Below are 26,943 nucleotides of genomic sequence, written 5' to 3'. Positions count from 1 at the left end.
CTAAACGCGTAGTAAGGAAACATATGCCCACTATCATAGACGTAGCAAAAAAAGCTGGCGTGTCTGTTGCCACGGTATCGCGAATAATTAATCAAACCACTTTTGTTAGTGAAGCCAAGGTGGAAAAAGTAAATCAGGCGATAAAAGCATTAAATTTTATTCCAAATTATCATGCGCAAAATCTCACCAATAATCCCAAAATTGGTCCAGCGATGATTGTGCAATCGATACAAGATCCGCTTACCGCAACCTTGCTAAAGGCTTTGTCGGCAGAAGCGTCCAGTAACTCAATGCCGCTACACTTGGTTTCTGGTGCGCATTCAGAAGCACAAGAAATTGAGATGTTAGAAAACTACTTAAGCCTTGGAGTGCAGTCCTTATATTTTGAAAGCGTGTATATGGAAGAAGCGAGACTGGGCGAATTTATGCGTTTACATCCCGGTTTATTGGTCGCTAAACGTTACTTACCAAGCTATGCCAAACAGTGTTTGCACCTAGACATTGTTACCAGCCTTTGGCTGGCAGTAAAGCTGTTGGTAGAGCACGGTCACAAGCATATTACGGTAATGTGCGAAGCGCAGCAGTACTTCGCTATTGAGCAAGGCTTAAGCCATATCGATAGCCCATTTAAGCAAGCTAACATTACTCTTAGTCGCTTATCCCATGATCCCAACGACTGCTTGAGTAGTGATGCTTTATCGTCGCCTGCTTCGGCTTTTGTTTGTTTGTCTGCTCGTTTGAGCTGGCCGGTATGGCAACAGCTAAAAGAGCGGTTGGGCTGCACTAATCCTTTTGAATTTATTGGCTCATCCAATAATGCAGCAGATAGCAAAGCCAGCTATAGCACTCTCTATTACCCGGTGCAGGCTATGGCGCAGCAAGCCTTAAACTTCTTAAGTAGCCAACAGCAGGCTATTCCCAAAGTGTTTATGGCGCAGCTTCAAGAGCGTTACTCAGACCAAGAATTGGGTTATTTAAGTGATTTAGGAGCAACCGCTTAATGCTAGAATAGCAAGCTAGTTAGGCTAGCTTGCTGTTATTTATCGCCTATTATCGCCTAGGCTTACTCAAGTATAAAGCGTTGTACTTTAAAGAAGCCCTCGGGCGTAGTAATTCTCACTAGAATATTTTCTTTTTCTCCAGTGTATTTTATTAAGGCTAGGGCCCGACCTTGATGGGTGTCTATGTGGCTTGCGTTAAAGGCTTGCACGCTGGCTGGGTGGCCATTATCTAGCCCTACTAACTCGGCTGGACCGGTTAGCTCAAAACTTAGTTGGGTGTTTTGATGGCTAACCCATTTTCCTTCACTATCTGCAAGTTGTACCACCAAGTGTTGGTAACCCGGTTGGCCCTTCTGTAAAGGAGCGCCTTCAACAGTCACCACTAAGTCACTGGCGGCTTGAGTGGTGCTAAGGCGGTGGGTTGCCAACACCTTGCCACTGTTTTTAGCTAGAGCGACTAGCTCGCCTGGTTGAAACGGCAAGGCCCAGCGAAACATTCTATCGGCTTGGTCAGCAAGTTGCTTACTGCCAATTGTTCGCCCGTTGAGTTGCAGCTCTACCTCTTGGCAATTGCTGATGACTTCAATGGCGATTAATTGGTTGCTGCTAAAATTCCAATGTTGTTGTTGCTCTGGCCAAATCCACAGTTTTTTCTTCCAAGCTTGTGGGTCTCGCTCTTCCAGGCTCAAACTATCGGTTTTGTATACAAAGCGTTCTTCATCAAATACCTGATTATGAATTTGCACCATGGGCGTGGTGGTCCACAGTGATTGAAACAGATAGTAGGGTGCTTTTTCAAAGCCAGCTGTATCGAGCAAGCCTGCGGCCAGCGCTTTAGTTGGCCACTGCTGATGCACTTCACCTAAATAATCAATACCGGTCCATAGGAATAAACCCGCAACATGTGAGCGCTCACTTACCGCATTCCACTCGTGCCATTGGGGCAATGCCTCGTTACTTATAATAGGAAGTTGGGGATGATGCTGATGGCCATAATCGTAAAGTACTTGTCGGTAACTAAAGCCAATTACATCTAAGGATTTTGCATAGCCATTTAAATAGCTTACCGAGGGCAATATACAGTTGGCGGTAACGGGCCTTGATACATCTTCTTCGCGCACCCATTGCGCTAATTGATGGGCTGTTTTGCCTATGTCGTAGTTATGATGAGGCAGGGTCTTGAGTTTATTGCTGATTTGTTGGGGAGAGTTTGGCGGTAAGTTCCAAAAGTAATTGCCATTCCAGTTGGCATCGAAAAAGCCGGTTGCTTCTACATTTCTTGGGTAGGTCCATTCTATCTCGTTGCCGATGCTCCACATGAATATGCATGGGTGGTTGATGTGAGCTCTTAAGGCATTTTTGAGGTCTTGTTTGGCGTGAGTTTGAAAATGCTCCGCATAACCTCGCGAGGCTGCATCATTATGCTGCTCATTCATGTTAAGGCGTTTATCTTTGGGGAAGTCCCATTCATCAAAAAACTCGTCTTGAACCAAAAAGCCTAAACGGTCACACAGTGATAGAAGCACCTCAGATGAGGGATTATGTGCCATTCTAATCGCATTTACGCCAGCTTCTTTTAGCCTAGTGAGTCGACGTTCCCACACCGCTTCTGGCACAGCTGCGCCGACTAAGCCACCATCGTGATGTAAACAAACACCTTTAATTTTGGTGGCTTGCCCATTCAAGAAGAAGCCCTGTTGGCTGTTAAAATGAAAATCTCTAAGGCCAAAGCGTGTAGTGATGCAATCTAACTCTTTAGAGCCAGCAGTTAGCTTAGTGGTCATTTGATAGAGGGTTGGGGAATCGGGAGACCACAGTTTGGGTTGCAATATGTCACAGCTAAAGGCAAAAGCTTGTTCTTTGTTGCTTAGTGTTGCTTGATGTTGATAACTGGCGACTGGGCGCTCGGTGTCTAACTCAACAATATGACTATCTATTTGAATACGTTGATTTAGCTGCTCACTAACTACTTTAAACTTGTGCAGTATTTGAGCGAAGCCTTGATTTATTTCTATGCTATCAACAACGCTACTCCAAATGGGAATATGCACAGGGTTTACGGTTATTAGTTTTACTTCTCGATAAATGCCTGCTCCGGGATACCAACGGCTGTCGGCTATCCGACTGCGGTCTACTTTTATCTTCAGCAGATTATCGCTCGCTTTTAAATACTGGCTTATCTCGAAGTAAAATGGTGAGTAACCATAGTGCTGTTTACCTAGTAATTGCTTGTTTAGCCAAAGGCTAGCGTTGTTGTAGATCCCGTCAAACAAGATAAACACCCGCTGGCCTTTTTTTAGCTCTTTCATATCAAAGCTTTTTTGGTACCAGCCTATACCGCCTGGCAAGTAGGCCGTTGCACCTTCCAGTTCAGATGAAAATGGCTGCTCAATGCTCCAGTCGTGGGGCAGGGTAACGCTACGCCAGTCTGCTTCAGTTGTTGTTTGGTTAGCTGTTTGTAATTGGAACTGCCAATCAGTATTAAAATCGATAGTTTGGCGTGATGCTTTAGGCGTATTGCTGGAAATAGACATGAAATCTCGACGTACAAAAAATAGGGAGTGATAGCTGCTGAGCTAAGGGGAAATAGTTAGCCCACCGGGCGGTGGGCTAACAGCTTACTTAATTTGAATTTTGATAAGTTGAAGCATCAAGGACTTGTTTCTTCACCCGGTAGCGACAAATAAAGTTCCAGTTCCACGAGGCGTCATACTTGTGGCACAAGCCCCACTCAAGGCCTGGTGACTCGATGGCTGTCTGTTGATTTGGGCGGAATATGCCCAGCGCTTCTGGCGCGCCTTTAATATAAGACATAATTTCGAAGTTAATCCCATCGGCTGCCCACTGCACGGTATTCTTCTCTGGACCGTCTGTGGTGATTAGCGAGGCTATCCCGCCATCTTTGTGCCAAACCGCAACTTCGTGGCCGCTGTTTGAAATTGGGTTGTACTCCGATTTCACATACGGGCCAAGAATGTCTTTTGCTATCGCCACGCCATGTTTAATTTCGCGGCCGCCCATGTTCATTTCTTCGCCCATGGTTTCACCTTTATAGTAAAGGTAGAACTCACCCTTGAAGAACATTAGGCAGGGATCGTGCACTTTATGGCTGTCGAAACTGCCTTTCGAATTGACCAAAAATCGATTGTCTTCTTCGGTGCGCCATTCGCCATCTTTAGCTGGGCTTACAATTGGAGCTGGTGATTTGGTCCATGGGCCAAATGGGCTATCGGCCCAAGCAATGGCAATCTCTTCAAATTGTCGGTTGGTGTAAGGCGCCTGAACAGTTTGGTAAACCAAGTAGTATTTGCCGTCGTGGGCTAAAACTTCTGGGGTGAATACGGCGCGGTCGTCGTAGGCTCCTGCTTCACCTGGGGCAATAGCACAACCGTGCTCTTTCCAAGTAATGCCATCTTCAGAACTGGCATGCCAAACTTCGGTAAGATCCCAAGGAAAAACCTTATCTTGAGGGTTGCCAGTAAAGCCGAGAGTTTCGCCTTCACCTTTGGTATACCAGCAGTGGTAAACACCCTCTACCTCTATTACTGCGGTGGGGTCACGACGAATCACACCCTCTTCAAAAGCAAAGTCACCTTGTAAGCTTTGCTCTTCAAACTCAACCATCCACTCAGGCCCTTTTTTATCGTAACCACGCTCAATAGCGCGTTTACTGGCCAAGCTTAGCTTGCTACCTGTCCCTGACATATCTACCTCTATTTGTCGAAAATCTAAATTGCTTAATAACTACTGGCTACAAAGGTAAACCAATTTCGAGCAATGGTACATTAACTTACTCTGAAGCAGCTATTGAGATGAAAGAAAAGTGACCAATGACACACTTTTGTAACTTAATTTTTAGCTTTCATAACCCACTTGTTTAATTTGACAATCTTTTTGTATGACAAGCTTTCCGGCCGCAAACCCCCGTGAATAAAGGCTTAGCGAATGTTAACGCTTATTAACTCATCAACCAATTGGCTGTAGGGCCTAGCATTTTGCCAACCAATAGCCGTATTTATGTCGAAATGTTAGCGGTGTCACTTTAAATTGGTTGATCATTATGTACGATGAAGCAAGTTATTTAGATATTGGTTTACCAGTGTGCTAGGCATTGAGTAGCTATCGCAAAATTAATGGAGTAATCATGAAAACCGATTCTAACCGAGTCGCCATGGGCAAAGTTTGCCTTATGTACTTTTTTTACAACTTCTTCTGGTCGTTAAGCTCAGGTTCCTTATTTGCTGTATGGCTAAACGACAAGGTTGGCATTGATGGCTCTCAGATTGGCGTATTATTTGGCTTGCAAACCGGTATTGCGGTTTTGTTTAAACCTGCTTTTGGCTATATTCTCGATAAGCTTGGTCTTAAAAAACACCTTATATACTTCATCTCTTTCTTAAGCTTGTTAATTGGTCCTTTCTACATTTATGTTTACGGCCCACTACTGGGTAACGATTCAACATTTGTATTGGGTATTGTGGCTGGTTCTGTGTACTTGGGTATGTTGTTCCAAGCGGGCAGTGGTGTTATTGCTTCTTATAGTGACCGTTTTGCGCGTTGCCATGATAACGATTTCGGATTGGTTAACGGCTTTGGTATCGCCGCTTGGGGTGTATCGGCAGTATTGGCTGGTTACTTGTATAACATCAACCCAGACTTCATTTTCTACGCCTGTAGTATTGCTGCTTTCTTAATGCTGTTGTGTGCTTGGTTGCTTAAAGTAAGCCACTTAGAAAATGTTGATAACGAAGTTATCTCGCAGGACAAAATTCAAAAAGAAGATGTTATTCGCCTATTGAAGAACCCTAAAATGTGGGCCTTCATGACCTACGCGGGCACTATTTCGGTGGTGTTCTGGACTTCAATGAGCCAGTTTACTCGCTACTTTATTAGTTTCTTTCCTACCCAAGAAGAAGGTATTTCTTTTAGCTCTAACATGGACGGGCTTACCGCTATCTTCCTGTTCTTTGTGAGTGCTGGTGTGCCTTTTATTATTCGTAAAATTGGTGCTAAAGGCAGCCTTATTCTTACCGCTGTTGGTATCACCTCTTTCTTGCTAATGATTGGTTTTGCAGGCTTAGGTGAGAAAAACCTCTACTTAGCCATTGTTGCTAAATTGCTGTTCGGCATCGTTAATCCGCTGTTGATTGTGTCGGTATTTGCTTACACCGCCGAGCAGTTTGATAAGAAAGTAAATTCCTTCACTTACATGTTTGGATTCCAAGTGGTTAATAACCTGATGACGGCCGTTGCTGCGCCAGTTATGGGTGTGATGTACGACCAACATGGATTCCCACATAGCTATATCTATTTTGGTGTGTTCGCTGCTGTTGCCACGGTATTAGCGATGTTCACACTAAGTTCCAAGAAGACGCTGACTACAACAGATCAACAAGAAACCGTAGCAGCTTAAACAATCGAAACACTATTTTTAAATAAGGATGTTAGGTAAACGTATGAAAACACGTATTTTTGCACTATCCGCTTTAGCGCTATCTTGCAGCATGGCTCATGCTCAAGAAGCTGCTTTAGATTACTTAGGAGCACAAGTAGTAGAAGGTGCTCGCTTCTGGGGCTATGGCCGCGGCGGTACAGGTACCTCTACTGACAAAGTAATGGGCTTACGTTCAGATTTAGCCAACAACGGCTTTAACATTATCGAAACTGCAGGTAACCCACATGCTCAAACGGGTCGTTTGGGTAACGAAGGTAACTTTGCTGAATTCCATGTTGATTACGGTTTAGTTCTTAACGACATGAACTGGGTAATCAAAACCAACATCGCTACAGATATGGAGAAATTCAATCTGGATGAGTGGTGGGTAGCAGGCCAAGGCGTATTCAAATCTAATCCTGGTGCGGTAATTTGGGTTGGTAAGCGTTACTACCAACGTTACAAAGCTGAAATCCTCGATTACCACATGCTGCAAAATGATGGCGTAGGTGCCGGTATCGATGATTGGGACTTTGGTTTTGCTAAGTTTAACCTAGGTATTACCAAGCAAGAGAATGGCGATAGCTACGGTCAAGATTTCTGTTCAATCAATGATCCAACTTATGCTTGTGACAGCAGCGGTCGTTCTGGTTACCGCGGTGGTTACCACTCGGTAAATACTCGCTTACATGGTATGAAAATTACCGACAACATTGCTGCGGGCTTGTTCTTTAACTATGGCTTCTACGCAGGCTCTGATACTAGCTTGAGCGAAAATGGCAGCATGACTGCCAAAGATATGAACCCAAATAGCTACCAGGCTGGTTTCCAAATTAAGCAAGGCCAATGGGCTGACTTTAATGAATTTGTCGTTCGTTACAGCAGCGACATTGGTAAGTCGATGACTCAAGATTGGTTAGATACTCCATCAACTCAGATTGGTGCGTTCTTCCAAGGTATGCAAGAGCTAGGTGACTCATTCCGACTTCAATACGCATTGGTATATGAAGGACAGAAGTTTGATGACGAAGCACTAAAACGCAACTTAGTATCTATTGATAAGTCTGATTGGGGCAACATTACTATTCGTCCTACTTACATCTGGGATGATCGCTTCTCTACGGATTTAGAACTGAGCTACGACCAAATCAAGCTAAATGCTCGTGAAGGTTACGGCGAGAGCGGTACTAACTCATCTTACAAAGTTACTCTGTCGCAAAACGTACACATTGGTGGCACCTTCTGGGATCGTCCAGTACTACGTTTCTTCGTGACTTACGGTCAATCTGATACTCAAACCACGGTTTACAACAACCGCCATGGTGAAGGTGTAGAGAACCCAAGTTGGGAATGGCGTCACAACCCTTACGTAACAGAGAAGGGTAAAAACTCTGCTACTACAGTTGGCGCACAATTCGAAACGTGGTGGTAGGCCGCCCATAGTTATACCCACTTAGCACTAGAGCCCGTAAGCCACGGCTTACGGGCCTCCCACTCGTAATGGTAGAAGTTATGAAATTTACAAAAAATAAAATTGCTGCGCTGTTATCGCTCACTTTGTTGGGTGTTTACGGATGTGGCTCAACTCCTAGCTCGAGCGACGCCGAAGGCGCTGTTGAAGATGTAGGCGGAACGATTCCAGATTTTGAATCTGCCGCTTTTTTCAAAAAAGTTAAAAAAGACCATGCTAAAGCCGAAGTGGTTAGCGACCAAGGTGTTACTAGCGGAAGTAGTGCGCTAAAAGTAAACTTTGATTCGGTATCCGAGGCTAACAAATTTAAGTACTGGCCAAATGTTAAAGTACACCCAGATTCTGGCTTTTGGAACTGGAATGCGAAAGGCAGCTTAAGCTTAGACATTACCAACCCAACTGATAGCCCAGCAAACATCATTCTAAAATTGGCTGACAACGTGGGCGTAATGGGCTCTGGTGACAACCAATTAAACTACGCGGTTAATGTACCCGCTGGCGAAACAGTGCCAGTTGAGATGTTATTTAACGGCACTAAACGTAAGTTAGATGGCTACTGGGGTGGCGAGAAAATCAACTTACGTAACATTGTAGAATTCCAAATCTTTGTGCAAGGTCCAATGGATGCACAAACTGTCATTATCGATAACTTTAACTTAGTGGATGCTACCGGTGACTTTATTGAAGCCTCTGGCCAAGAAGTTAAAGTAAGTGGTCCAATTCCAACAGTTGCTTCAATTACTAGCTTTGATGAAGGCCAACCTACCTTTGTTGCTTTTGACCGCAGTGCAGCAGCAACGGTAACCGAGTTAAAAACCGACATGGGCGGTTTGCTAGCTGTTAAATTAGCAGCGACTAACGCCTACCCTAATATCACTTTTAAAGCGCCACAACCATGGGATTGGAGCGAGTACGGTGATTTTAGTTTAGCGTTTGATCTAGAAAGTAAAACAGACGAACCTTTACAGTTATTTGTTCGCGTGGATGACGCAGAAAATGAAAACTGGGGCGGCACTGCAAACGGCGTAGTCGACAGTATGTCTAGCTACGTAACGCTAGCTCCTGGTGACGACGGTACCTTCTACTTGCCACTAGGCCAAACCGGCAGCCAAATCGTTTCTGGTATGCGTGCCGAGCCACCTAAAAAGTCTTACAACGCGCAAGCGATTAGTTATGGCTGGGGTGAAAAGAGCTTAGATACGTCAAACATTGTATCTTTCCAGCTATACCTGCAAAACCCAACTAAAGATGCAGAGTTCAATATTAAGAGTGTTCGACTTATTCCAAATATTGATGCAGATGCAACCCGTTATGAAGGTTTGATTGACCAATATGGTCAGTTTACTGGTTCTGAATGGCCTAAGAAAATTACCGAAGACGAAGAACTAGAAACCATGGGTAAGCTGGCAAAAATGTCGCTTAAATCAACCAGCCAAATGCCAGGTCGAAGCATCTATGGTGGCTGGGCCGATGGTCCTAAGCTGAAAGGCACAGGTTTCTTCCGTACTGAAAAAGTAGACGGTAAGTGGTCGTTAGTAGACCCACAAGGCAACTTGTTCTTCGCAACCGGTGTCGACAACATTCGTATGGACGACACAGTAACCATTACTGGCCACGACTTTGCCGACAAAGACAAACGTAGCGGTAAAGAAGTGGCTTCTGAAGTTCGCCGTTCAATGTTTACTTGGTTACCAGAAGATGACGATGTATTAGCCGAGAACTATGACTACGCAAATTGGGTGCATTCAGGGGCACTTAAGAAAGGCGAAGTATTTAGTTTCTATGGCGCTAACTTGCAACGTAAATATGGCGGTACTTTCTCAGAAGCTGAAAAAGTGTGGAAAGACATCACCATAGATCGCATGGTTGATTGGGGCTTCACAACCCTAGGTAACTGGGCTGACCCAATGTTCTACGACAACAAAAAAGTTGCTTACGTAGCAAACGGTTGGATTTTTGGAGACCACGCACGCATTAGCACTGGTAACGACTACTGGGGTCCTATTCACGATCCGTTTGACCCAGAGTTTGTAAACAGCGTTAAGGCGATGACTAAAAAGCTAATGACAGAAGTAGACAAAAATGACCCATGGATGATGGGGGTGTTTGTCGACAACGAGATTAGCTGGGGTAACACCAAAAACGACGCAAACCACTACGGTTTGGTGGTTAATGCGCTTAGCTATGACATGAAGAAGAGCCCGGCTAAAGCAGCCTTTACCGAGCACTTAAAAGAGAAGTACTGGGCCATTGAAGATCTAAACACTAGCTGGGGCGTGAAAGTTGCGTCATGGGCAGAGTTTGAGAAGTCATTTGATCACCGCTCTCGCTTAAGCAAGAACATGAAGAAAGATTATGCCGAAATGCTAGAAATGCTTTCTGCTAAATACTTCTCAACGGTTCGTGCTGAGCTTAAGAAAGTACTGCCTAATCACCTATATCTAGGCGCACGCTTTGCAGACTGGGGTGTTACGCCAGAGATTGCCAAAGGTGCTGCACCTTACGTAGACGTGATGAGCTACAACTTGTACGCCGAAGACCTTAACTCAAAGGGTGATTGGAGCAAGTTAGCAGAGCTAGATAAGCCAAGCATTATTGGTGAGTTCCACTTCGGTTCAACTGACTCAGGCTTATTCCACGGCGGTATCGTGTCGGCAGCTAGCCAGCAAGATCGCGCTAAGAAATACACCAATTACATGAACAGTATTGCCGACAACCCTTACTTCGTAGGTGCTCACTGGTTCCAATACATTGACTCTCCAACAACGGGTCGTGCTTGGGATGGTGAAAACTACAACGTAGGTTTTGTTTCAATCACTGATACACCATACGTTCCACTGGTTGAAGCCGCTAAGAAATTCAACCAAGACGTTTACATGCTTCGTTACAAAAAATAATCGCAACAACGATTTAGCACTCCTCAGTTAGGTGGGGAGTGCAATCTGCTAGGTACAAGGAATGGGCAGGAAATATGAAGATTAAATTTTTATCTGCAGCAATTGCTGCAAGCTTAGCATTGCCATTAAGTGCTGCTACTTTAGTCACCTCTTTTGAGGAAGCCGACTACAGCAGCTCTGAAAACAATGCTGAATTTTTGGAAGTGTCTGGAGATGCCACTTCTGAAGTTTCAACAGAACAAGCTACTGATGGTAATCAATCGATTAAAGCGTCTTTTGACGCGGCTTTCAAACCAATGGTTGTTTGGAACTGGGGAAGTTGGAACTGGGGCGCTGAAGATGTTATGTCAGTAGATGTTGTTAACCCTAACGACACTGACGTTACCTTTGCTATTAAGCTAATCGATAGTGATATTCTTCCTGATTGGGTAGATGAGTCTCAAACCTCATTGGACTACTTTACGGTTTCAGCTAATACCACGCAGACCTTTAGCTTTAACTTAAATGGCGGGAACGAGTTCCAAACTCATGGCGAAAACTTTAGTAAAGATAAAGTTATCGGTGTGCAGTTCATGCTCTCTGAAAACGATCCTCAAGTGTTGTACTTTGACAACATTATGGTTGATGGCGAAACAGTCACTCCGCCACCAAGTGATGGTGCAGTGAATACACAAACCGCGCCTGTAGCCACCTTAGCGCAAATCGAAGACTTTGAAACCATTCCAGATTACTTACGACCTGATGGTGGGGTAAACGTTTCAACTACTACTGAGATTGTGACTAAAGGCGCTGCAGCAATGGCTGCTGAGTTTACTGCAGGTTGGAACGGTTTAGTGTTTGCAGGTACTTGGAATTGGGCAGAACTAGGTGAACACACCGCAGTCGCCGTTGACGTTTCAAATACTAGCGATAGCAATATCTGGTTGTACTCACGTATCGAAGACGTAAATAGCCAGGGCGAAACTGCGACTCGCGGCGTATTGGTTAAAGCTGGCGAATCGAAAACCATTTACACCAGCTTAAATGATAATCCTTCATTGCTTACTCAAGATGAGCGTGTGTCAGCTTTAGGTTTACGTGATATTCCAGCTGACCCAATGAGCGCTCAAAATGGCTGGGGTGATTTTGTTGCTTTAGACAAATCTCAAATTACCGCTATTCGTTACTTCATTGGCGAATTAGCCAGTGGTGAGACTAGCCAAACACTTGTGTTTGATAACATGCGCGTGATTAAAGACCTTAACCACGAATCAGCCTATGCAGAAATGGCCGATGCTATGGGGCAAAACAATTTAGTCACTTATGCAGGTAAAGTTGCCAGCAAAGAAGAGTTAGCTAAGTTAAGTGATCCAGAAATGGCTGCTTTGGGTGAGTTAACCAATCGCAATATGTACGGTGGTAACCCAGATTCGTCGCCAGCTACAGACTGTGTGCTAGCTACGCCTGCCTCGTTTAACGCTTGTAAAGACGCTGATGGTAATTGGCAATTGGTCGACCCTGCTGGTAATGCGTTCTTCTCAACCGGTGTTGATAACATTCGTTTGCAAGATACTTACACCATGACCGGCGTGTCGAGTGACGCCGAATCTGAGTCTGCACTTCGCCAGTCAATGTTTACAGAAATTCCAAGTGATTATGTAAATGAAAACTATGGCCCTGTGCATAGTGGACCTGTTTCTCAAGGCCAAGCTGTAAGTTTTTACGCTAATAACTTAATTACCCGCCACGCTAGCGAAGACGTATGGCGAGACATTACTGTTAAGCGCATGAAAGACTGGGGCTTTAACACCTTAGGTAACTGGACCGATCCTGCGTTGTATGCAAACGGTGACGTTCCTTACGTGGCAAATGGTTGGTCAACCTCTGGTGCCGATCGTCTTCCCGTTAAACAAATTGGCAGCGGCTACTGGGGACCACTTCCTGATCCGTGGGATGCTAACTTTGCTACCAATGCCGCCACAATGGCTGCAGAGATCAAAGCTCAGGTTGAAGGCAACGAAGAGTACTTAGTGGGTATTTTTGTTGATAACGAAATGAGCTGGGGCAATGTCACTGATGTTGAAGGCTCTCGTTATGCGCAAACGCTAGCGGTGTTCAATACCGACGGCACTGATGCAACAACTAGCCCTGCCAAAAATAGCTTTATTTGGTTCCTAGAAAACCAGCGTTATACCGGTGGAATTGCTGACCTAAACGCAGCCTGGGGAACCGATTATGCGTCTTGGGATGCGATGCGCCCAGCGCAAGAGTTAGCTTATGTGGCTGGCATGGAAGCTGATATGCAGTTCCTTGCTTGGCAATTTGCTTTCCAATACTTCAACACCGTAAACACGGCATTAAAAGCTGAGTTACCAAACCACTTGTACTTGGGCTCTCGCTTCGCAGATTGGGGACGTACTCCTGATGTAGTAAGTGCTGCTGCGGCTGTTGTTGATGTAATGAGTTACAACATCTACAAAGACAGCATCGCAGCTGCCGATTGGGATGCTGATGCTTTAAGTCAAATCGAAGCCATTGATAAGCCAGTAATTATTGGTGAGTTCCACTTCGGTGCGCTTGATAGCGGTTCGTTTGCAGAAGGTGTAGTAAATGCCACTTCGCAACAAGATCGTGCAGACAAAATGGTTAGCTTTTACGAATCAGTAAATGCCCATAAAAACTTTGTAGGTGCGCATTGGTTCCAATACATCGATTCACCATTAACGGGTCGTGCATGGGATGGCGAAAACTACAACGTTGGTTTTGTTAGCAATACTGACACGCCATATACATTGATGACAGATGCTGCGCGTGAGTTTAACTGTGGTATGTACGGCACTGACTGCTCTAGCTTAAGCAATGCTACTGAAGCTGCTTCGAGAGCGGGTGAGTTGTACACCGGTACCAATATTGGTGTTAGCCACTCTGGCCCAGAAGCGCCAGATCCAGGTGAGCCAGTAGATCCACCAATTGATCCGCCAACACCACCAACGGGTGGCGTAACTGGCGGTGGCGGTAGCGCAGGTTGGTTATCGCTACTAGGTTTGGCCGGCGTATTTTTACTAAGACGTCGTAAAGTGTAAGGACTGTGCCGCCTCGTAAATTAAGTTGTATTGCGAGGCGGCCTTTTTATTTTCAGGAAGAAATATGAAGTATCTATATATTGTCCGCGGGCCATTTGGCAGCGGTAAAACCGAGTTTGCAAAAACCATCACCAATGACGTGGTGTCCTGCTGGGATTACTACGCTCAATATGGCCAAAACAAGTGGAATGAAGAACTTAAGCCGCATGCCGATGAGTATTGTCGTGCCTCTGTTGCTGAGTTAATGGAAAAAGGCGTTAACAGCATCGCCGTGACTAACTCCTTCTCTAAATCTAGTGACTTAGATTTTTACCTTGAAGCCGCCAACCTGCATGAATACAAAGTATTCACCCTGGTGATGGAAAATCAAAACAGTGAAGAATACAAGCGAGATGCCCCAGAAGATGTGGTACTCAAGCAGATTATCAACTTAAAAAATAGCGTGGTATTCCACCAAGGTTTTTAACAGCAATTGATAGCGTTTTGGTAAGAGAAAAAGTATGAAAAAAATAACCATTGCCAGCTTCTTTTTGTTTTGCGGTTTAACCTTATCTAATAGCGTTCTAGCACAGGTAACAACGCCCATGGTTTTGGGCGAACGCGACCGCTTAGTCGTTGATTTGATTAAATTAGCATTTGAAAAAAGTAACTATTCGCAAAAAATTCAACCCATCGATACCTATTACAGTGAGGCTCGATTAGTTGAAGAAGTAAAACAAGATCAGGTGAGTGTTATTTGGGCTGGTGCGTCAAACTCGATGCAGCAACAGCTTAAAGCCATCAAGATCCCTATTTTTAAAGGATTATTGGGCCACCGCGTTTTTGTTATTGAAAAAAGCAATCAAGCAGCCTTTGAAGGTGTGTCTAGTTTAGCCACGCTAAAGCGCTTAAAAGCAGGCTTAGGCCGTTTTTGGGGCGATACCGAAATCCTAGAAAATGCCGGACTAGAAGTAGTTAAACCGGTTAAAGCACAAAGCTTATTCTACATGGTAGATGGCGGGCGTTTTGACTACCTGCCTTTAGCCGTGCACGAAGCCTGGGAAGTGGTAGAAACTCAAAAGGAAGTAAACCTTGCCGTAGAAGATGACATTCTGTTGGTCTACCCAATGGCGATGTATCTCTACGTTAATCCTAAGAATCGCGCCTTGTATGATGCGATTAACGATGGCTTAGAAACCGCCATTGCTGATGGCAGCTATAACCAGCTGTTTTATCAATCTCCCCTTATCTCAAAAACCTTTGAAACAGCGCGCCTTACCGAGCGCCGAATAATAAAAATAGATAATCCTTTACTGCCCGCAGACGCACCTTTGCACCGCGAAGAGTTGTGGTTGGACATACAAGAAAGATAGACATAAGCGAGACTAAACGTGAAAGCAAGTTTGAGTAAATCCCTAATTATTATATTACTGCTATTTGGTTTGCTAGGCCTGTTATTAGGCGGTGGCGTTAGCTACTTCAATACCAAAAGCAAATTGGCTGAAGGCTACTTAGTAGAGCAACAAGCCATTACCGAGATGGCCAAAGCATCATTAATAGAGGCCGTGTTTGTTTATGATTTTGAACAAGCGCAAGCTATTGTAGATGCTCTGGTTCAATCCCCAATCCTAAATGCAGTGGAAGTAGTAGACCAGCGTGGTAAAGCTATTTCTCAGGCCAGCATTGCCAATCAAAAGCAAGACTTCAATCTAATTGAGCTGCAACGTGGCGAGGACTTTATTGGTACCTTAAAGCTGCAATTTGATGATAGCAGCGTGATTGCCACGCTTAACAGCGAAATAACTAATGTAATGCTCAACATTATATTGGTATTAGCGGTTGTGGTTGCGGCCGTGTTTTTCTACGTGCGTAAGCTGGTGGTAATTCCAATCAACGACGTGGCAAACTCTTTGCACCAAATTGCCACTGGTGACGGGGACCTTACCCGACGTATTCCAGTGAACAACGATAACGAGATAGGTGTACTTAGTAGCAACTTCAACTTACTGATGGACAACCTATCACACCTGCTTAATAGCATTCGTTCGGTGAGTGAGCAGGTAAGCTCGGTGTCTCATTCGTTAAGTTCATCTTCTAGCGAATCTCAGCGTGATTCTTTATCACAACAAGATCAGATGGAGCAGGCCGCTACTTCACTGCAAGAAATGAGTGCCTCCGCTGAAGAGGTGTTTGTAAACGCTGAGCAAACCGCCGAGAAGTCGCAAACGGCCCGTGAGCAAACCTTGCTTGGTGTAGAGTTGGTGCGCGAAAACAGCCAATTAATTACCCGTTTATCGCAAAGCATTACCGATACCTCTTCACGCATCGATAAGTTAATTGATTCAAGCTCAGCGATTGGCTCTGTAGTGGAAGTTATTCGTAATATTGCCGAACAAACCAATCTACTTGCCTTAAACGCGGCAATTGAAGCCGCTCGAGCTGGTGAGCAAGGGCGAGGGTTTGCGGTGGTTGCCGATGAAGTAAGAGCACTGGCCCAGAAAACCCAGGAGTCTACCCAAGAAATTGAATCTATTGTTGCTGCGCTGCAAGACAATGCCTCAAATGCGGCTAGCTCTATGGGGGCAAGTTTGCAATCGAGTAAAGAGGTGGATAATGCGGCGGGGTCTATTTCACAAGCCTTACAAGATATCTGCGAGCACATTGAGAACATTAACCAAATGAACACCCACGTTGCGGTAGCTGCTAAACAACAAAACAGCGTTACTCAGACCATTGCTGAAAATGTTACCACCTTAAATACTCTGGCTAGTTCTATTGCAAATAATGCAAAAAATGTGAACGGACAAGTGATCTCACTCGAAGAACACAACAATGAGCTTGTAGTAAATATCAAACGTTTTAAAGTATGACAAATAAACTTAAATAGTAGGAAGTAATCAATGTTATTTGGAAACGTGAATAAGCTCTCTTTAGTAAAATATGTAAATCCATCCTTTGTTACCTGGATTGATGAAGCGATGGCTTTAGCTGCTGAGAAAGAAGACGGTAGATATGAGCTTTCTGGTGAAGGTGTATTTGTATTACTAATGTCGCCAGAAACTGAAGAATTTGCTAAGCGTAAAGCGGAAATTCACAAACAGCATTTAGATATTCAAATCGTGTTAGACGGCGAAGAGCAAATTGGCTATACCCACGAACTAGCCGAAGAAGCTTTAGCCTTAACCGAACTTGAAAATGATGTGGCGTTTTTTGAGCAAGCGAGCAATGAGCAAATGGTTAAGCTTGGCAAAGGTGACTTTGCAGTGTTTTACCCAGATGAAGTTCACCGTCCTCTTTGTGCGGTAGCCGAGCCTCGCCAAGTGCGCAAAGCGGTGGTTAAGATCCCTGTTAGTGCTTTGTAAGTGCACTAAATCCACTTAGCCAAGGCTAAGTGGATTCTTTTTTGCTGTTATTCGCTTATTAGCCTTTCACCCATCACTACTGATATTCCTTGATTAATGCCAGTTAGCCTGCGCGCTGCTGTTTACTTCACCATAAAAAATCCCAGCAATATTGACTGTTATGCTAGTCGAACCCCATAGTGATACCTTTATTGACTTAGGGTTAAAGCATTAAGGCTTAGCACTTCGTTTACGCTTAAGCTTGGCTAACACGAGGCATGGTTCACAAGTTTGCAAAAATTGGTTTTCCAATAATTTGAATTGGTTGACATTTGTTTGGCTGAAGTCATTATTACCCTTAGATATTTTTCTGTTTTAACGCGTCGCTTGGCAGCTAGAAAGTTTAATACTTAAGGTTTGTTAGTTAAGTTTTCTCTATGGCTTAGTTATATTGCCTAGACTCTGCCATGGCTATCAGGACGCTAATCATTTGAGGATACATAATGGAAACGCGCTTAAGGGCTGACTCAGCTAAAACTATATCTGAGCATGAGCAATCAATTTTGATTTATGATTTTGCTGAGCAAATTCCTAAGGCTTTTAGTTTTAGCAACGTGGACGCAGAACTGGTAAGTGAAGGCAACGGCATTACTACTGGTTCGCAAGCCTTAAAAGTTACTACACATAGCAAAGAAAACTTTTACACCTCAATCTTTATCGAACCTGAGCAGCCTTTTGATTGGAGTGCGCTTCCTAACTTTAGTTTTGCATTTGACGTCACAAACTTAGGCCGTCGTTCAACACAGATTTTCATCAATATCTTCGACAAGCAGGGGCAAATGCATAGCCGCAGCATTAACGTGGCGGGCGGTTCTTGCAAAACCTATTTAAACGAGCTTAAGGGTGAGTTTTTAAAGGGTGGGCTTAACTATGAATCGGGTTTTCGCTCTAACCCTGCAGCCTGGGATACGCCATTTCACTATGCAACGTGGATGTGGGGCGAGATGAACATCGATTTAAGTGCTGTTGCCAAAATTGAACTAAGCATTCACGGTACATTGATTGATCATCAGTTGGTGTTAGATAACTTTAGAGTGATTTTTACCCCGGAATGTAATCCCAATTTTCTTAAAGGTTGTTTAGATAAGTTTGGTCAAAATGCTTTAGTAGAAACCGCGGAAAAAGTGCATTCTGAAGAAGAGTTATTGGCGGTTACAGCCAAAGAGCTTAAAGCCTTAGAGCAAGGTGCTATGCCCCAGCGTTCGCGCTTTAGTGGTTACACTGGAGGTCCGCAGCTAGAGGCTACCGGCTTTTTCCGTACCGAAAAAATCGACGGTAAATGGTCGTTAGTTGACCCCGATGGCTACCCATACTTTGCTACCGGCCTCGACATTATTCGCCTAGCAAACTCATTTACCATTACCGGTATTGATTACGACCACTCAAAAGTGGCTGCGCGTAGCGATGACGATGTAACTCCTGAAGACTCTAAAGAAAAGCTCGAAATTAGCCAAGAAGCCTTTGATTCAGCCTATGTTGCTAACCAAACTCGCCGAGACTTTTTTGATTGGTTGCCTAGCTACGACGACCCCTTAGCTGAGCATTACAGCTATATGCGTGAGCTGTTTGAAGGGCCAGTTGATCGCGGCGAGATCTTTAGTTTCTACTCGGCAAATCTACAGCGCAAGTACGGTCAAGATGGCGCCGATTACATGGGCAAGTGGCGCGAAGTTACCATGGACCGCATGCTTAACTGGGGCTTTTCTTGTTTAGGTAATTGGACTGCTCCAGAATTTTACAGTAACGACAAAATTCCTTATTTCGCCAATGGCTGGATTATTGGTGACTTTAAAACAGTGACTAGTGGCGATGACTTTTGGGCGCCACTGCCAGATCCTTTCGACCCGGTATTTAGAGAGCGCGCCGAAGCAACGGTAAGCCAAGTTAAAGCCGAAATGCAAGGTTCACCATGGTGTGTGGGTATTTTCATTGATAATGAGAAAAGCTGGGGCCGAATGGGCACCATTAATGGCCATTATGGTATTGCGATCCATACTCTAGGTCGCAGCGATGAAGAAAGCCCAACTAAGGCGGTATTCACTCAAGCCTTAAAAGACAAGTACGGCACTGTAGAACAGCTTAATCAAGCTTGGGGGACGAACATCGACTCTTGGCAAGCAGTAGCTGGTGGCGTTAGTGATTTAGCCCATAACGAAGCACAGCTTAGTGACTACTCCATGTTATTAGAGTTGTACGCCAGCGAATACTTCAAAGTGGTAAACGAGTCGCTTAAAGCTCAATTACCTAATCACTTGTATTTGGGGGCTCGATTTGCTGATTGGGGCTGTAATCCAGAGGTGGTAAGAGCGGCTGCAAAACATGTGGATGTTGTAAGTTACAACTACTACAAAGAAGGGCTACATCCAGAACCTTGGAAGTTTTTGGCTGAAGTAGATATGCCGAGCATTATTGGTGAGTTTCATATTGGCGTTAAAGAAGGTTTCTTCCACGCAGGTTTGGTGACGGCTAATGACCAAACCGAGCGCGGCGAGATGTTTGAAGATTACTTAAACTCAGTAATCGACAACCCATATTTTGTCGGCGCACATTGGTTCCAATACATTGATTCACCGATTACTGGGCGTTCGTTTGACGGTGAAAACTACAATGTGGGTTTTGTAGGCATAACCGATGTGCCATATCAGCCAATGGTTGATGCTGCTAAGCGGTTAAATGGCGGCATGTATCAGCGCCGTTTTAATAAGGCGAAAAAGTAGCGCACTTTGACGTTTAACCATAAGTAAGAAAGGGGGCTTCGGTCTCCTTTTTATTGATATACCAATACGTGGTTTATCTACTGGGAAAGTCTGTTGCTACTTCTTGTTTATCGTGGTTAATACGATCAGCGGTAAGCATGTCGATGTAATGATTGGCTTTGCGCCAGGTGATACAAGAATTGTAGCCACACCTTAATGAATCCGTTTGTTAAATAATCCAGTGTGGCTATAACGCCAGAAGTGCAAGATCGGCTTCTGGTGTTTTTTTGTCCTTTCTACTCTCGTTACTAAACTTCAACAATTAGCTTGTGACTCATTACTCTTGGCTCATGATAGTCTTACAAGCTGATGGCTTAATTGCTTAGTTATATAAAGCTGCGTGATGTCTGTTTAGTATGATGCTGGTGGCTTAAGTATGCTTCGACTAAGGGGCGCTTAATGATTGCCAGTGGCTAACCCGCTGCTGTTTAACTCCTGATTGCTGAATGGCTTTTTCAACTAAACCTAAGCGAATGATCTCAGCTAAGCCTTGATCAATGGCTTGAGCAATTTCAGCGCCGTGTGGGTGCTGTTTCGACACCATAAAATGACGGCTTTCTTGAAATTCTATTTTCATATTAGGGATCGGATAAAAGCTGCCATAACTATCTTGAATGGCTAGATCTGGGGTATTCGGGAACTCTAAAAAGGCAACGTTAATTCGGCCCTTACTTAACATGCCAAACAATGACTGATTTCGGTTGAGTTTATCTATGTTGTTAAAGCCACTACGCTGTAACTGGGCTATGTCTTGATACCAAGTACTTCCCACACTGATGGGTAATTCTCTGAGCTGTTCATGAGTTAAGGTTTGGCTGAGCAGGGGAGAACCTTGGTTTACATAAAAGCCTTTTTCAAAGGTATTCTTAGGGATAATAGCCACCGATTTGTAGGTACTATCATCAAAGTCACTCTCCCAGATGTCGGCTTGATATACCGCCACATTGCCTTGTTTCAACTCTCGCAGGCTGCGACCGGTATTCGGCGAGGTTACAAAGGTGAGCGAATACTGCAAATCGCTATAGCTAAGGGCTTGAGTTAACAGCAGCAAGCTTACGGTTGCGCGATCTGAGTAGGGCGATTGATAATCACTGATTTGGGCTGGGTTGCCGCCTTTTAGCTCAAGCACTTGCTGGTAATTTGAGAAGGTGCCTTGGTCACCAATAATCGACACTTCTATAGCGGCGAAAGAAGAAAAGCTATACAGGCATAATATGCTAAGTATCCACGATCTCACTATTGCTCCTTATTTGTTTAGGGCGGCCTTAACTAATTTGGCAGTTACTTACTGTAGCGTAAGATAACAACTTAAAGTGTAGACCGCTTCACAGTCGCTATTAGGAACAGCGGTTTTAGGAGCGATTAAGCCTTGTTTTTAGATGATTTAATACGCTGAATAATGGTGAGAATCAGCACCCAGGAGGCGAGGATAAAGGTAATAATATTGGCTAAAAAAACCGATAAATCTTGTATTAAGAAGCCGTAAATCATCCACAGACCTACGCCAGTGGTTAATATGGAATACATGGTTAATGAAATTCCAGCAACATTCTTGGTCTTAATAATGTGAATTACCTGCGGGACAAACGACAAAGTGGTACAGCTAGCTGCTATTAATCCAAGAACCGTAAGGGCAGTCATCTAAACTCCATTTTATTGGTAAACCAATTTTGGTGAATTATACCTTTTTGGTTAACCTTGTAAATGATGAAACCGATTAAACCCTGCACTCATCACTTAGTTAAGCACGCTAGCTTCTAGGATGTTTTGACTAACCAGCTTTTTGAGTAGTTGCTGGGTATTCTCCCGCAAGTTATCCCGTAACAAACGCATCGCTGGAGTAATTGATTGGCGGCTGGGGCAAATAAGCCATAACTCGGTAGGAGTAGGTTGGTAATCGTGCATCATGCTCACTAAGTTACCGGCTAAGATATCAGAAGCCATATCTAAGCTAGATTTAACCGCCAGCCCATGGCCGGCTACACACCAGCGCCTTACTAAATCGCCATCGTTTGCTGCTCTGTTGCTTGTCATTTTAATCTTGTAGCTTTGTTGCTCATCACTAAAGCGCCAAACATCATGAACAATGTCGTGCAGCTGATAGAGCAAGCCGTTGTGTTTGCTTAGCTCTTTAGGGTGCTTGGGCGTCCCATGTTTTAATAGATATTCTGGGCTAGCGCACAATAGCCGTGGAGCGTTACATATTTTGAAGCCGTAAACACTGGCATCGCTGGGTGAACCATAGCGCAAAGCCATATCTACTGAATCACGATAAAAGTCGATGTTGCTGTCGCTAATACTGCTGCGCAGGTTTAGTGCAGGGTAGTGCGACATAAATTCATCTAGCCAGGGGCTGATTACATTTCTTCCCAGATCAGAAGAAAGAGCGATTCGTAGCTCACCGTCAATCACATCCAAATCGTGTTTCATATTTTGTTTGGCTTGTTCAAGCATTTGCAGCGCTTGTTCGCATTGCGGAACATAACGCTCACCCGCGGCAGATAAACGCAGGTGTCTGGTTGTTCGAATAAATAGCTCCGCACCTAGTTGGCTTTCTACGCGCTTTAGTGCGGCACTAGCCGTGGCTGAACGCATATCTAGCTTGGCTGCAGCGGCTGTAATACTGCGGCATTCTGCTACCTTTAAAATTACCTGTAAATCTTCCAGTAGCATAACGGCACCTTTTATTGTCTATTTATTTTTGATAATGATTCAAATATTACCCTGTTTATTGAGCTGTATGCAAAAGGCTACTATTTAACCCGTTAAAGCGAACCAGCAATTTACTTATTTAGAGGATAGCCAAATGGCCAAGTTAACTATCGTTGCAAACATTAAAGCAAATGCAGACAAAATTGAGTTAGTAAAAGCAGAGCTGCTTAAGCTGATAGATATCACTAGAGCCGAAGAAGGCTGTATTAACTACGATTTGCATCAAGACAATGAAAACCCAGCGCACTTTATGTTTTACGAAAACTGGGAGTCACGTGAACTATGGCAAACCCACATGGGCAATACTCACTTAGCAGAGTACATGGCGGCCACTGAGGGCGCAGTAGCAGAGTTTACCTTGAATGAGATGACGCAAATTGCTTAGGCTGTTTGCTTTGAAATGAGCAACAAAAAAGCCAGTCGAATGACTGGCTTTTTCTATATGGGCAATAAAGCTTAGTGAAGGATTCGGGCGCGAATAGTGCCGTCAATTTCTTTAAGCTTAGTAATCGCTTGTTCGGCTTGCGCTGTTTCTACATCAATCACTACATAGCCAATGCTGTCATTGGTTTGCAGGTACTGGGCTGCGATGTTGATTGAGTCTTCGGCAAAGGCCAAGTTAATTTTGGTTAGCACACCCGGTTGGTTATGGTGAATATGCAATAAACGGCTAGTGCCAGTGTGCTCTGGTAGTGCTACTTCTGGGAAGTTAACTGCAGACAAGGTTGAACCGTTGTCAGAGTATTTAGCCAGTTTAGACGCTACTTCAATACCGATATTTTCTTGTGCTTCTTGGGTTGAACCACCAACGTGTGGGCTAAGAATTACGTTGTCGAAGCCACGTAAGTTAGATACAAACTCTTCTTTGTTTGATTTTGGCTCAGTTGGGAATACATCAATCGCCGCACCAGCAAGCTTTTTGCTTACTAATACCGATACCAAAGATTCAATCTCAACTACCGTACCGCGAGAGGCGTTAATCAGAATAGAACCTTGCTTCATAGCGGCAAACTGCGCTTCACCAAACATGTACTTGGTTTGCGCGGTTTCTGGTACGTGTAGGCTTACTACGTCACTCATTGCTAGTAGTTGGTCAAGGTCGGCGATTTGGGTGGCGTTACCCAAAGATAGCTTGTTTTCTATATCGTAGTAGTAAACTTGCATGCCTAGGGTTTCAGCCAAAATACCCAGCTGAGTACCAATATGGCCGTAACCGATAATGCCTAGCTTTTTACCACGTGCTTCATAAGAGTTGTCGGCCGATTTTATCCATTCGCCGCGATGTGCTTTGGCGTTTTTCTCTGGAATGCCACGTAGTAGTAAAATAATTTCACCTAATACTAGTTCAGCTACGCTACGAGTATTAGAGAACGGTGCGTTGAATACTGGAATACCTTTTTGCTGAGCAGCTTTAAGGTCAACTTGGTTAGTACCAATACAGAAACAACCAATTGCAACAAGCTTGTTTGCTGCTGCTAGCACACGTTCGTTTAGGTCTGTACGGGAGCGAATACCAATGAAGTGAACGTCTTTAATTTTTTCAATCAGCTCTTCTTCTGCTAGCGAGGTTTTGATCATTTCTACATTTTCATAACCCGCAGATTGGAAAGATTGCAGTGAGCTAGGGTGTAAACCCTCTAACAACAATACTTTGATTTTTTCCTTGCCTAACGAATACTTTGCCATGTTTGCTTCCTAATACCCATGTTACCGCTCGAGCGGCTAAATTTAGCAAAAAAGCAGCACTTAGGGAATGTAATTTTATTACATCAAATTTTATTCATGATGTGTTTATTATTCTATACGATGATTTTTTTGTAGTTTTTAATGTTGCAGTGAGGGTTTGGTTTAGTGCTTGATCGAGATTATTTATGGGGTGTTGGAATATTTCACAAAAAAAAGAGCGCGCAATGCACTCTTTTTTTTTAAGGTCTTACTTGATTAGCGTTTTTTAGCGCCTTCTGGGGTGCCAATGATCACTTCATTTGCGCCGCGAGCAGCAAATAGACCATTAGTTACTACACCTACAATTGCGTTAATGTCGCGTTCCATTGTCACTGGATCTACAATCTTCATGTTGTGAACATCTAAGATCACGTTACCGTTATCGGTTACTACACCTTCACGGTAAACTGGGTCGCCGCCAAGCTTAACCAGCTCGCGCGCTACATAGCTACGGGCCATTGGAATCACTTCAACCGGAAGAGGGAAATTGCCTAATACTGGCACTTCTTTGGTATTGTCTACGATACAGATGAACTGGTCGGCAACCGCGGCAATAATCTTTTCACGGGTTAGGGCTGCACCACCGCCCTTGATCATGTGGTTTTGTTCGTTGATTTCATCGGCACCGTCTACGTAAACCGACAAGTCACTCACACTGTTTAAATCAAACACTTCAATGCCATAAGCAAGTAGCTTTTCGGTAGACGCTTCAGAGCTTGAAACAGCCCCTTTAATGCTGTCTTTCATGGTCGCTAAGGCGTCAATGAAATGGTTCACGGTAGAGCCTGTGCCTACGCCAACAATGGTGTCTTCTTGAACATATTCCAATGCGGCCCAGCCAGCGGCTTTTTTCATTTCATCTTGTGTCATTACAGTGCTCCGAGCAAAGTGAGGGGGAGGGCAAAAGTAGCCCGCTTGTTTGGCGCGGATTATAACCAAGCGCTGGCGTTAACGCCATGCTCGTTTGGCGCTTTTTTCGGCGCTTTTATTATTACTGTTTTAGTTATTACCAGCACCAATATCTGCTAGGGGTAATAATCCGTTTAAGTGGTTGATCCCATGCTTGAACCGGCACTTCGTTTATTTGCTGGCAATCGTGAGCGAGGCCAATAACTAAAGGTTTATCTCCACTGATTTGTGCCAGCAAGCGATCGTAGTAGCCGCCGCCCATGCCTAGGCGGTTACCCTGCGAGTCAAAGGCTACCAAGGGGGCTAATATTAAATCCAGTTGCTGAGCGTCAATTACCTGTTTGGCATCGAAGATGGGTTCGCCAATGCCAAATCTATTGGCTTGTAAGGGGCTACTGGCTTGGTAACGATGAAAGCACATCTCGCCATTTTTCGTGGGGTCAACTAAGGGCACATAAACCTGTTTGCCTTGTTGCCATAGCCAATTGATTAACAGGCTCAAATCAAGCTCGCCGTCAAAGGCTAAATAGAGTGCTACCCGTTGCATAGGAATAAGCTCGGGATCGTCTTGCAAGTATTCAAGAATGGCTTGGCTGGCCTCTAGTTGTTGCAAAGGGCTTAAGGCGCTACGCTGTAGGCGTATCTGTTTGCGTAATTGCTGGCGAGGATCTAGCTGGGGCATATAAACAGACTTAACTGACAAATTAGACTTTTAGTGTGTATCTATATTGGCAATCAAGCAAGGCGCTGCAAAACATTAAGCCAAAATTTGAGTCGATACCGAGAAGAGGAAGTAAAGGTCACCAAGCCTGATGAACAGGCTTGGTAAAAACCAGTAGAGTTATTCTTGCTCTACGTTGTGATACACGTTTTGCACGTCGTCACAGTCATCAAGCATGGCTTGAAATTTCTCGAACATCGCCACGTCATCACCGCTAATGGTGGTGTAGTTTTGCGGAATAAAGCTAATTTCTTCTAGTTCAAACTCTAACTCAGGCAAGGCTTGAGTTAATGAAGTTTTAACTTTGAAGTATTCAGTATGTGGAGCAAATACGGTAATCATTCCGTCTTCACTTTCTACATCGGTAACTTCCACGTCGTCCATTAATAGGATTTCTAGAATGGCGTCTTCGTCGTCACCTTTAAAAGCAAAAATAGCTTGGTGGTCGAACATATGCGCCACGCTGCCTTGGTTACCAATCTTAGATTTGGTTTTTACAAAGGCTTGGCGAACGTCGGTAAAGGTACGGCTGTTGTTATCGGTTAAGCAGTCAACAATTACCATACAGCCGCCTGGGCCGTAACCTTCGTAACGTGCTGGAACGTAGTCTTCGCCAGCGCCGCCTTTGGCTTTGTCGATAGCTTTATCGATTACGTGACTAGGAACTTGATCTTTCTTAGCGCGGTCTACAACACTGCGTAATTGCAAGTTAGCTTCTAGATCGGCACCGCCATTTTTAGCGATAACGTAGATTTCTTTACTGTATTTAGAATAAACCTTGGTTTTTGCACCAGCGGTTTTGGCCATTGAGGCCTTACGTACTTCAAAACTTCTGCCCATAGGGATGCTCTTTTTGTTCGATGCTTAAAAATTCT

The 26,943-nt window shown here is 44.2% G+C and carries 20 protein-coding genes; 11 read left to right on the top strand and 9 right to left on the bottom strand.

What is annotated here, in order from left to right:
- Positions 1 to 23: 23 nt before the first annotated feature.
- A complete protein-coding gene (locus OV592_RS17590) occupies positions 24 to 1,001 on the top strand; it encodes a LacI family DNA-binding transcriptional regulator (protein ID WP_406609503.1) in 978 nt (325 codons plus the stop codon).
- Positions 1,002 to 1,063: 62 nt separating this feature from the next.
- On the opposite strand, the gene OV592_RS17585 is transcribed toward OV592_RS17590, so the two are convergent.
- Positions 1,064 to 3,535 (bottom strand): sugar-binding domain-containing protein, encoded by a 2,472-nt coding sequence (locus OV592_RS17585; protein ID WP_406609502.1) that lies wholly within the window; start codon positions 3,533 to 3,535, stop codon positions 1,064 to 1,066.
- Positions 3,536 to 3,623: 88 nt separating this feature from the next.
- Positions 3,624 to 4,706: a glycoside hydrolase family 117 protein gene (locus tag OV592_RS17580; RefSeq protein WP_406609501.1), complete on the bottom strand. Its 1,083-nt coding sequence runs from the start codon at positions 4,704 to 4,706 to the stop codon at positions 3,624 to 3,626.
- A gap of 439 nt (positions 4,707 to 5,145) precedes the next feature.
- Between OV592_RS17580 and OV592_RS17575 the strand changes: the two genes are divergently transcribed.
- The 9 genes from OV592_RS17575 to OV592_RS17535 all read left to right on the top strand — a co-directional run bounded on the left by OV592_RS17575 (position 5,146) and on the right by OV592_RS17535 (position 19,962).
- A complete protein-coding gene (locus OV592_RS17575; RefSeq protein WP_406609500.1) occupies positions 5,146 to 6,414 on the top strand; it encodes an oligosaccharide MFS transporter in 1,269 nt (422 codons plus the stop codon).
- Between the two features lie 43 nt (positions 6,415 to 6,457).
- Complete coding sequence (locus OV592_RS17570; protein WP_406609499.1) at positions 6,458 to 7,867, top strand: carbohydrate porin; 1,410 nt, start codon at positions 6,458 to 6,460, stop codon at positions 7,865 to 7,867.
- 80 nt (positions 7,868 to 7,947) lie between these two features.
- Complete coding sequence (locus OV592_RS17565) at positions 7,948 to 10,803, top strand: beta-galactosidase (protein WP_406609498.1); 2,856 nt, start codon at positions 7,948 to 7,950, stop codon at positions 10,801 to 10,803.
- 74 nt (positions 10,804 to 10,877) lie between these two features.
- Positions 10,878 to 13,865, top strand: a complete 2,988-nt coding sequence (locus OV592_RS17560; protein WP_406609497.1) for a beta-agarase — start codon at positions 10,878 to 10,880, stop codon at positions 13,863 to 13,865.
- A 64-nt stretch (positions 13,866 to 13,929) separates the two neighbouring features.
- Entirely contained in the window at positions 13,930 to 14,331 is a 402-nt protein-coding gene (locus OV592_RS17555) for a hypothetical protein (protein WP_016403209.1), read from the top strand.
- A 34-nt stretch (positions 14,332 to 14,365) separates the two neighbouring features.
- Positions 14,366 to 15,217 (top strand): transporter substrate-binding domain-containing protein, encoded by an 852-nt coding sequence (locus tag OV592_RS17550; protein ID WP_016403208.1) that lies wholly within the window; start codon positions 14,366 to 14,368, stop codon positions 15,215 to 15,217.
- Positions 15,218 to 15,235: 18 nt separating this feature from the next.
- Positions 15,236 to 16,714 carry a methyl-accepting chemotaxis protein gene (locus OV592_RS17545; RefSeq protein ID WP_406609496.1) on the top strand — a complete coding sequence of 493 codons (1,479 nt, stop codon included), beginning with the start codon at positions 15,236 to 15,238 and terminating at the stop codon, positions 16,712 to 16,714.
- A gap of 30 nt (positions 16,715 to 16,744) precedes the next feature.
- Positions 16,745 to 17,206: a YhcH/YjgK/YiaL family protein gene (locus OV592_RS17540; RefSeq protein ID WP_406609495.1), complete on the top strand. Its 462-nt coding sequence runs from the start codon at positions 16,745 to 16,747 to the stop codon at positions 17,204 to 17,206.
- A 482-nt stretch (positions 17,207 to 17,688) separates the two neighbouring features.
- The gene (locus OV592_RS17535; protein WP_406609494.1) at positions 17,689 to 19,962 is read left to right on the top strand and encodes a beta-galactosidase; all 2,274 of its coding nucleotides are present in this window, start codon (positions 17,689 to 17,691) and stop codon (positions 19,960 to 19,962) included.
- A gap of 424 nt (positions 19,963 to 20,386) precedes the next feature.
- On the opposite strand, the gene OV592_RS17530 is transcribed toward OV592_RS17535, so the two are convergent.
- The 3 genes from OV592_RS17530 to OV592_RS17520 form a co-directional block, all read right to left on the bottom strand.
- Positions 20,387 to 21,238 (bottom strand): hypothetical protein, encoded by an 852-nt coding sequence (locus OV592_RS17530; protein WP_406609493.1) that lies wholly within the window; start codon positions 21,236 to 21,238, stop codon positions 20,387 to 20,389.
- A gap of 125 nt (positions 21,239 to 21,363) precedes the next feature.
- A complete protein-coding gene (locus tag OV592_RS17525; protein ID WP_040307515.1) occupies positions 21,364 to 21,642 on the bottom strand; it encodes a SemiSWEET transporter in 279 nt (92 codons plus the stop codon).
- A 96-nt stretch (positions 21,643 to 21,738) separates the two neighbouring features.
- Entirely contained in the window at positions 21,739 to 22,674 is a 936-nt protein-coding gene (locus OV592_RS17520; protein ID WP_406609492.1) for a LysR family transcriptional regulator, read from the bottom strand.
- 133 nt (positions 22,675 to 22,807) lie between these two features.
- Between OV592_RS17520 and OV592_RS17515 the strand changes: the two genes are divergently transcribed.
- On the top strand, positions 22,808 to 23,098 hold the full coding sequence (locus OV592_RS17515) for a putative quinol monooxygenase (RefSeq protein WP_016403201.1): 291 nt from the start codon (positions 22,808 to 22,810) through the stop codon (positions 23,096 to 23,098).
- 71 nt (positions 23,099 to 23,169) lie between these two features.
- On the opposite strand, the gene serA is transcribed toward OV592_RS17515, so the two are convergent.
- The 4 genes from serA to OV592_RS17495 form a co-directional block, all read right to left on the bottom strand.
- A complete protein-coding gene (serA, locus tag OV592_RS17510) occupies positions 23,170 to 24,399 on the bottom strand; it encodes a phosphoglycerate dehydrogenase (RefSeq protein WP_406609491.1) in 1,230 nt (409 codons plus the stop codon).
- A 255-nt stretch (positions 24,400 to 24,654) separates the two neighbouring features.
- Positions 24,655 to 25,308: a ribose-5-phosphate isomerase RpiA gene (rpiA, locus tag OV592_RS17505; RefSeq protein WP_152780346.1), complete on the bottom strand. Its 654-nt coding sequence runs from the start codon at positions 25,306 to 25,308 to the stop codon at positions 24,655 to 24,657.
- A 136-nt stretch (positions 25,309 to 25,444) separates the two neighbouring features.
- Positions 25,445 to 26,029 (bottom strand): 5-formyltetrahydrofolate cyclo-ligase, encoded by a 585-nt coding sequence (locus OV592_RS17500; protein WP_152780344.1) that lies wholly within the window; start codon positions 26,027 to 26,029, stop codon positions 25,445 to 25,447.
- A 159-nt stretch (positions 26,030 to 26,188) separates the two neighbouring features.
- Positions 26,189 to 26,908 (bottom strand): YebC/PmpR family DNA-binding transcriptional regulator, encoded by a 720-nt coding sequence (locus OV592_RS17495; protein ID WP_016403196.1) that lies wholly within the window; start codon positions 26,906 to 26,908, stop codon positions 26,189 to 26,191.
- Positions 26,909 to 26,943 lie beyond the last annotated feature (35 nt).

The organism is Agarivorans sp. JK6 (assembly GCF_045277145.1).
Lineage (GTDB): Bacteria > Pseudomonadota > Gammaproteobacteria > Enterobacterales > Celerinatantimonadaceae > Agarivorans > Agarivorans albus.
This window is presented reverse-complemented; position numbering and strand designations above follow the sequence as displayed.

Excerpts from the sequence above, each read along its gene's own strand:
- OV592_RS17590 (WP_406609503.1), top strand. The coding sequence starts at position 24 with ATGCCCACTATCATAGACGTAGCAAAAAAAGCTGGCGTGTCTGTTGCC.
- OV592_RS17585 (WP_406609502.1), bottom strand. The coding sequence starts at position 3,535 with ATGTCTATTTCCAGCAATACGCCTAAAGCATCACGCCAAACTATCGAT.
- OV592_RS17580 (WP_406609501.1), bottom strand. The coding sequence starts at position 4,706 with ATGTCAGGGACAGGTAGCAAGCTAAGCTTGGCCAGTAAACGCGCTATT.
- OV592_RS17575 (WP_406609500.1), top strand. The coding sequence starts at position 5,146 with ATGAAAACCGATTCTAACCGAGTCGCCATGGGCAAAGTTTGCCTTATG.
- OV592_RS17570 (WP_406609499.1), top strand. The coding sequence starts at position 6,458 with ATGAAAACACGTATTTTTGCACTATCCGCTTTAGCGCTATCTTGCAGC.
- OV592_RS17565 (WP_406609498.1), top strand. The coding sequence starts at position 7,948 with ATGAAATTTACAAAAAATAAAATTGCTGCGCTGTTATCGCTCACTTTG.
- OV592_RS17560 (WP_406609497.1), top strand. The coding sequence starts at position 10,878 with ATGAAGATTAAATTTTTATCTGCAGCAATTGCTGCAAGCTTAGCATTG.
- OV592_RS17555 (WP_016403209.1), top strand. The coding sequence starts at position 13,930 with ATGAAGTATCTATATATTGTCCGCGGGCCATTTGGCAGCGGTAAAACC.
- OV592_RS17550 (WP_016403208.1), top strand. The coding sequence starts at position 14,366 with ATGAAAAAAATAACCATTGCCAGCTTCTTTTTGTTTTGCGGTTTAACC.
- OV592_RS17540 (WP_406609495.1), top strand. The coding sequence starts at position 16,745 with ATGTTATTTGGAAACGTGAATAAGCTCTCTTTAGTAAAATATGTAAAT.
- OV592_RS17535 (WP_406609494.1), top strand. The coding sequence starts at position 17,689 with ATGGAAACGCGCTTAAGGGCTGACTCAGCTAAAACTATATCTGAGCAT.
- OV592_RS17525 (WP_040307515.1), bottom strand. The coding sequence starts at position 21,642 with ATGACTGCCCTTACGGTTCTTGGATTAATAGCAGCTAGCTGTACCACT.
- OV592_RS17520 (WP_406609492.1), bottom strand. The coding sequence starts at position 22,674 with ATGCTACTGGAAGATTTACAGGTAATTTTAAAGGTAGCAGAATGCCGC.
- OV592_RS17515 (WP_016403201.1), top strand. The coding sequence starts at position 22,808 with ATGGCCAAGTTAACTATCGTTGCAAACATTAAAGCAAATGCAGACAAA.
- serA (WP_406609491.1), bottom strand. The coding sequence starts at position 24,399 with ATGGCAAAGTATTCGTTAGGCAAGGAAAAAATCAAAGTATTGTTGTTA.
- rpiA (WP_152780346.1), bottom strand. The coding sequence starts at position 25,308 with ATGACACAAGATGAAATGAAAAAAGCCGCTGGCTGGGCCGCATTGGAA.
- OV592_RS17500 (WP_152780344.1), bottom strand. The coding sequence starts at position 26,029 with ATGCCCCAGCTAGATCCTCGCCAGCAATTACGCAAACAGATACGCCTA.
- OV592_RS17495 (WP_016403196.1), bottom strand. The coding sequence starts at position 26,908 with ATGGGCAGAAGTTTTGAAGTACGTAAGGCCTCAATGGCCAAAACCGCT.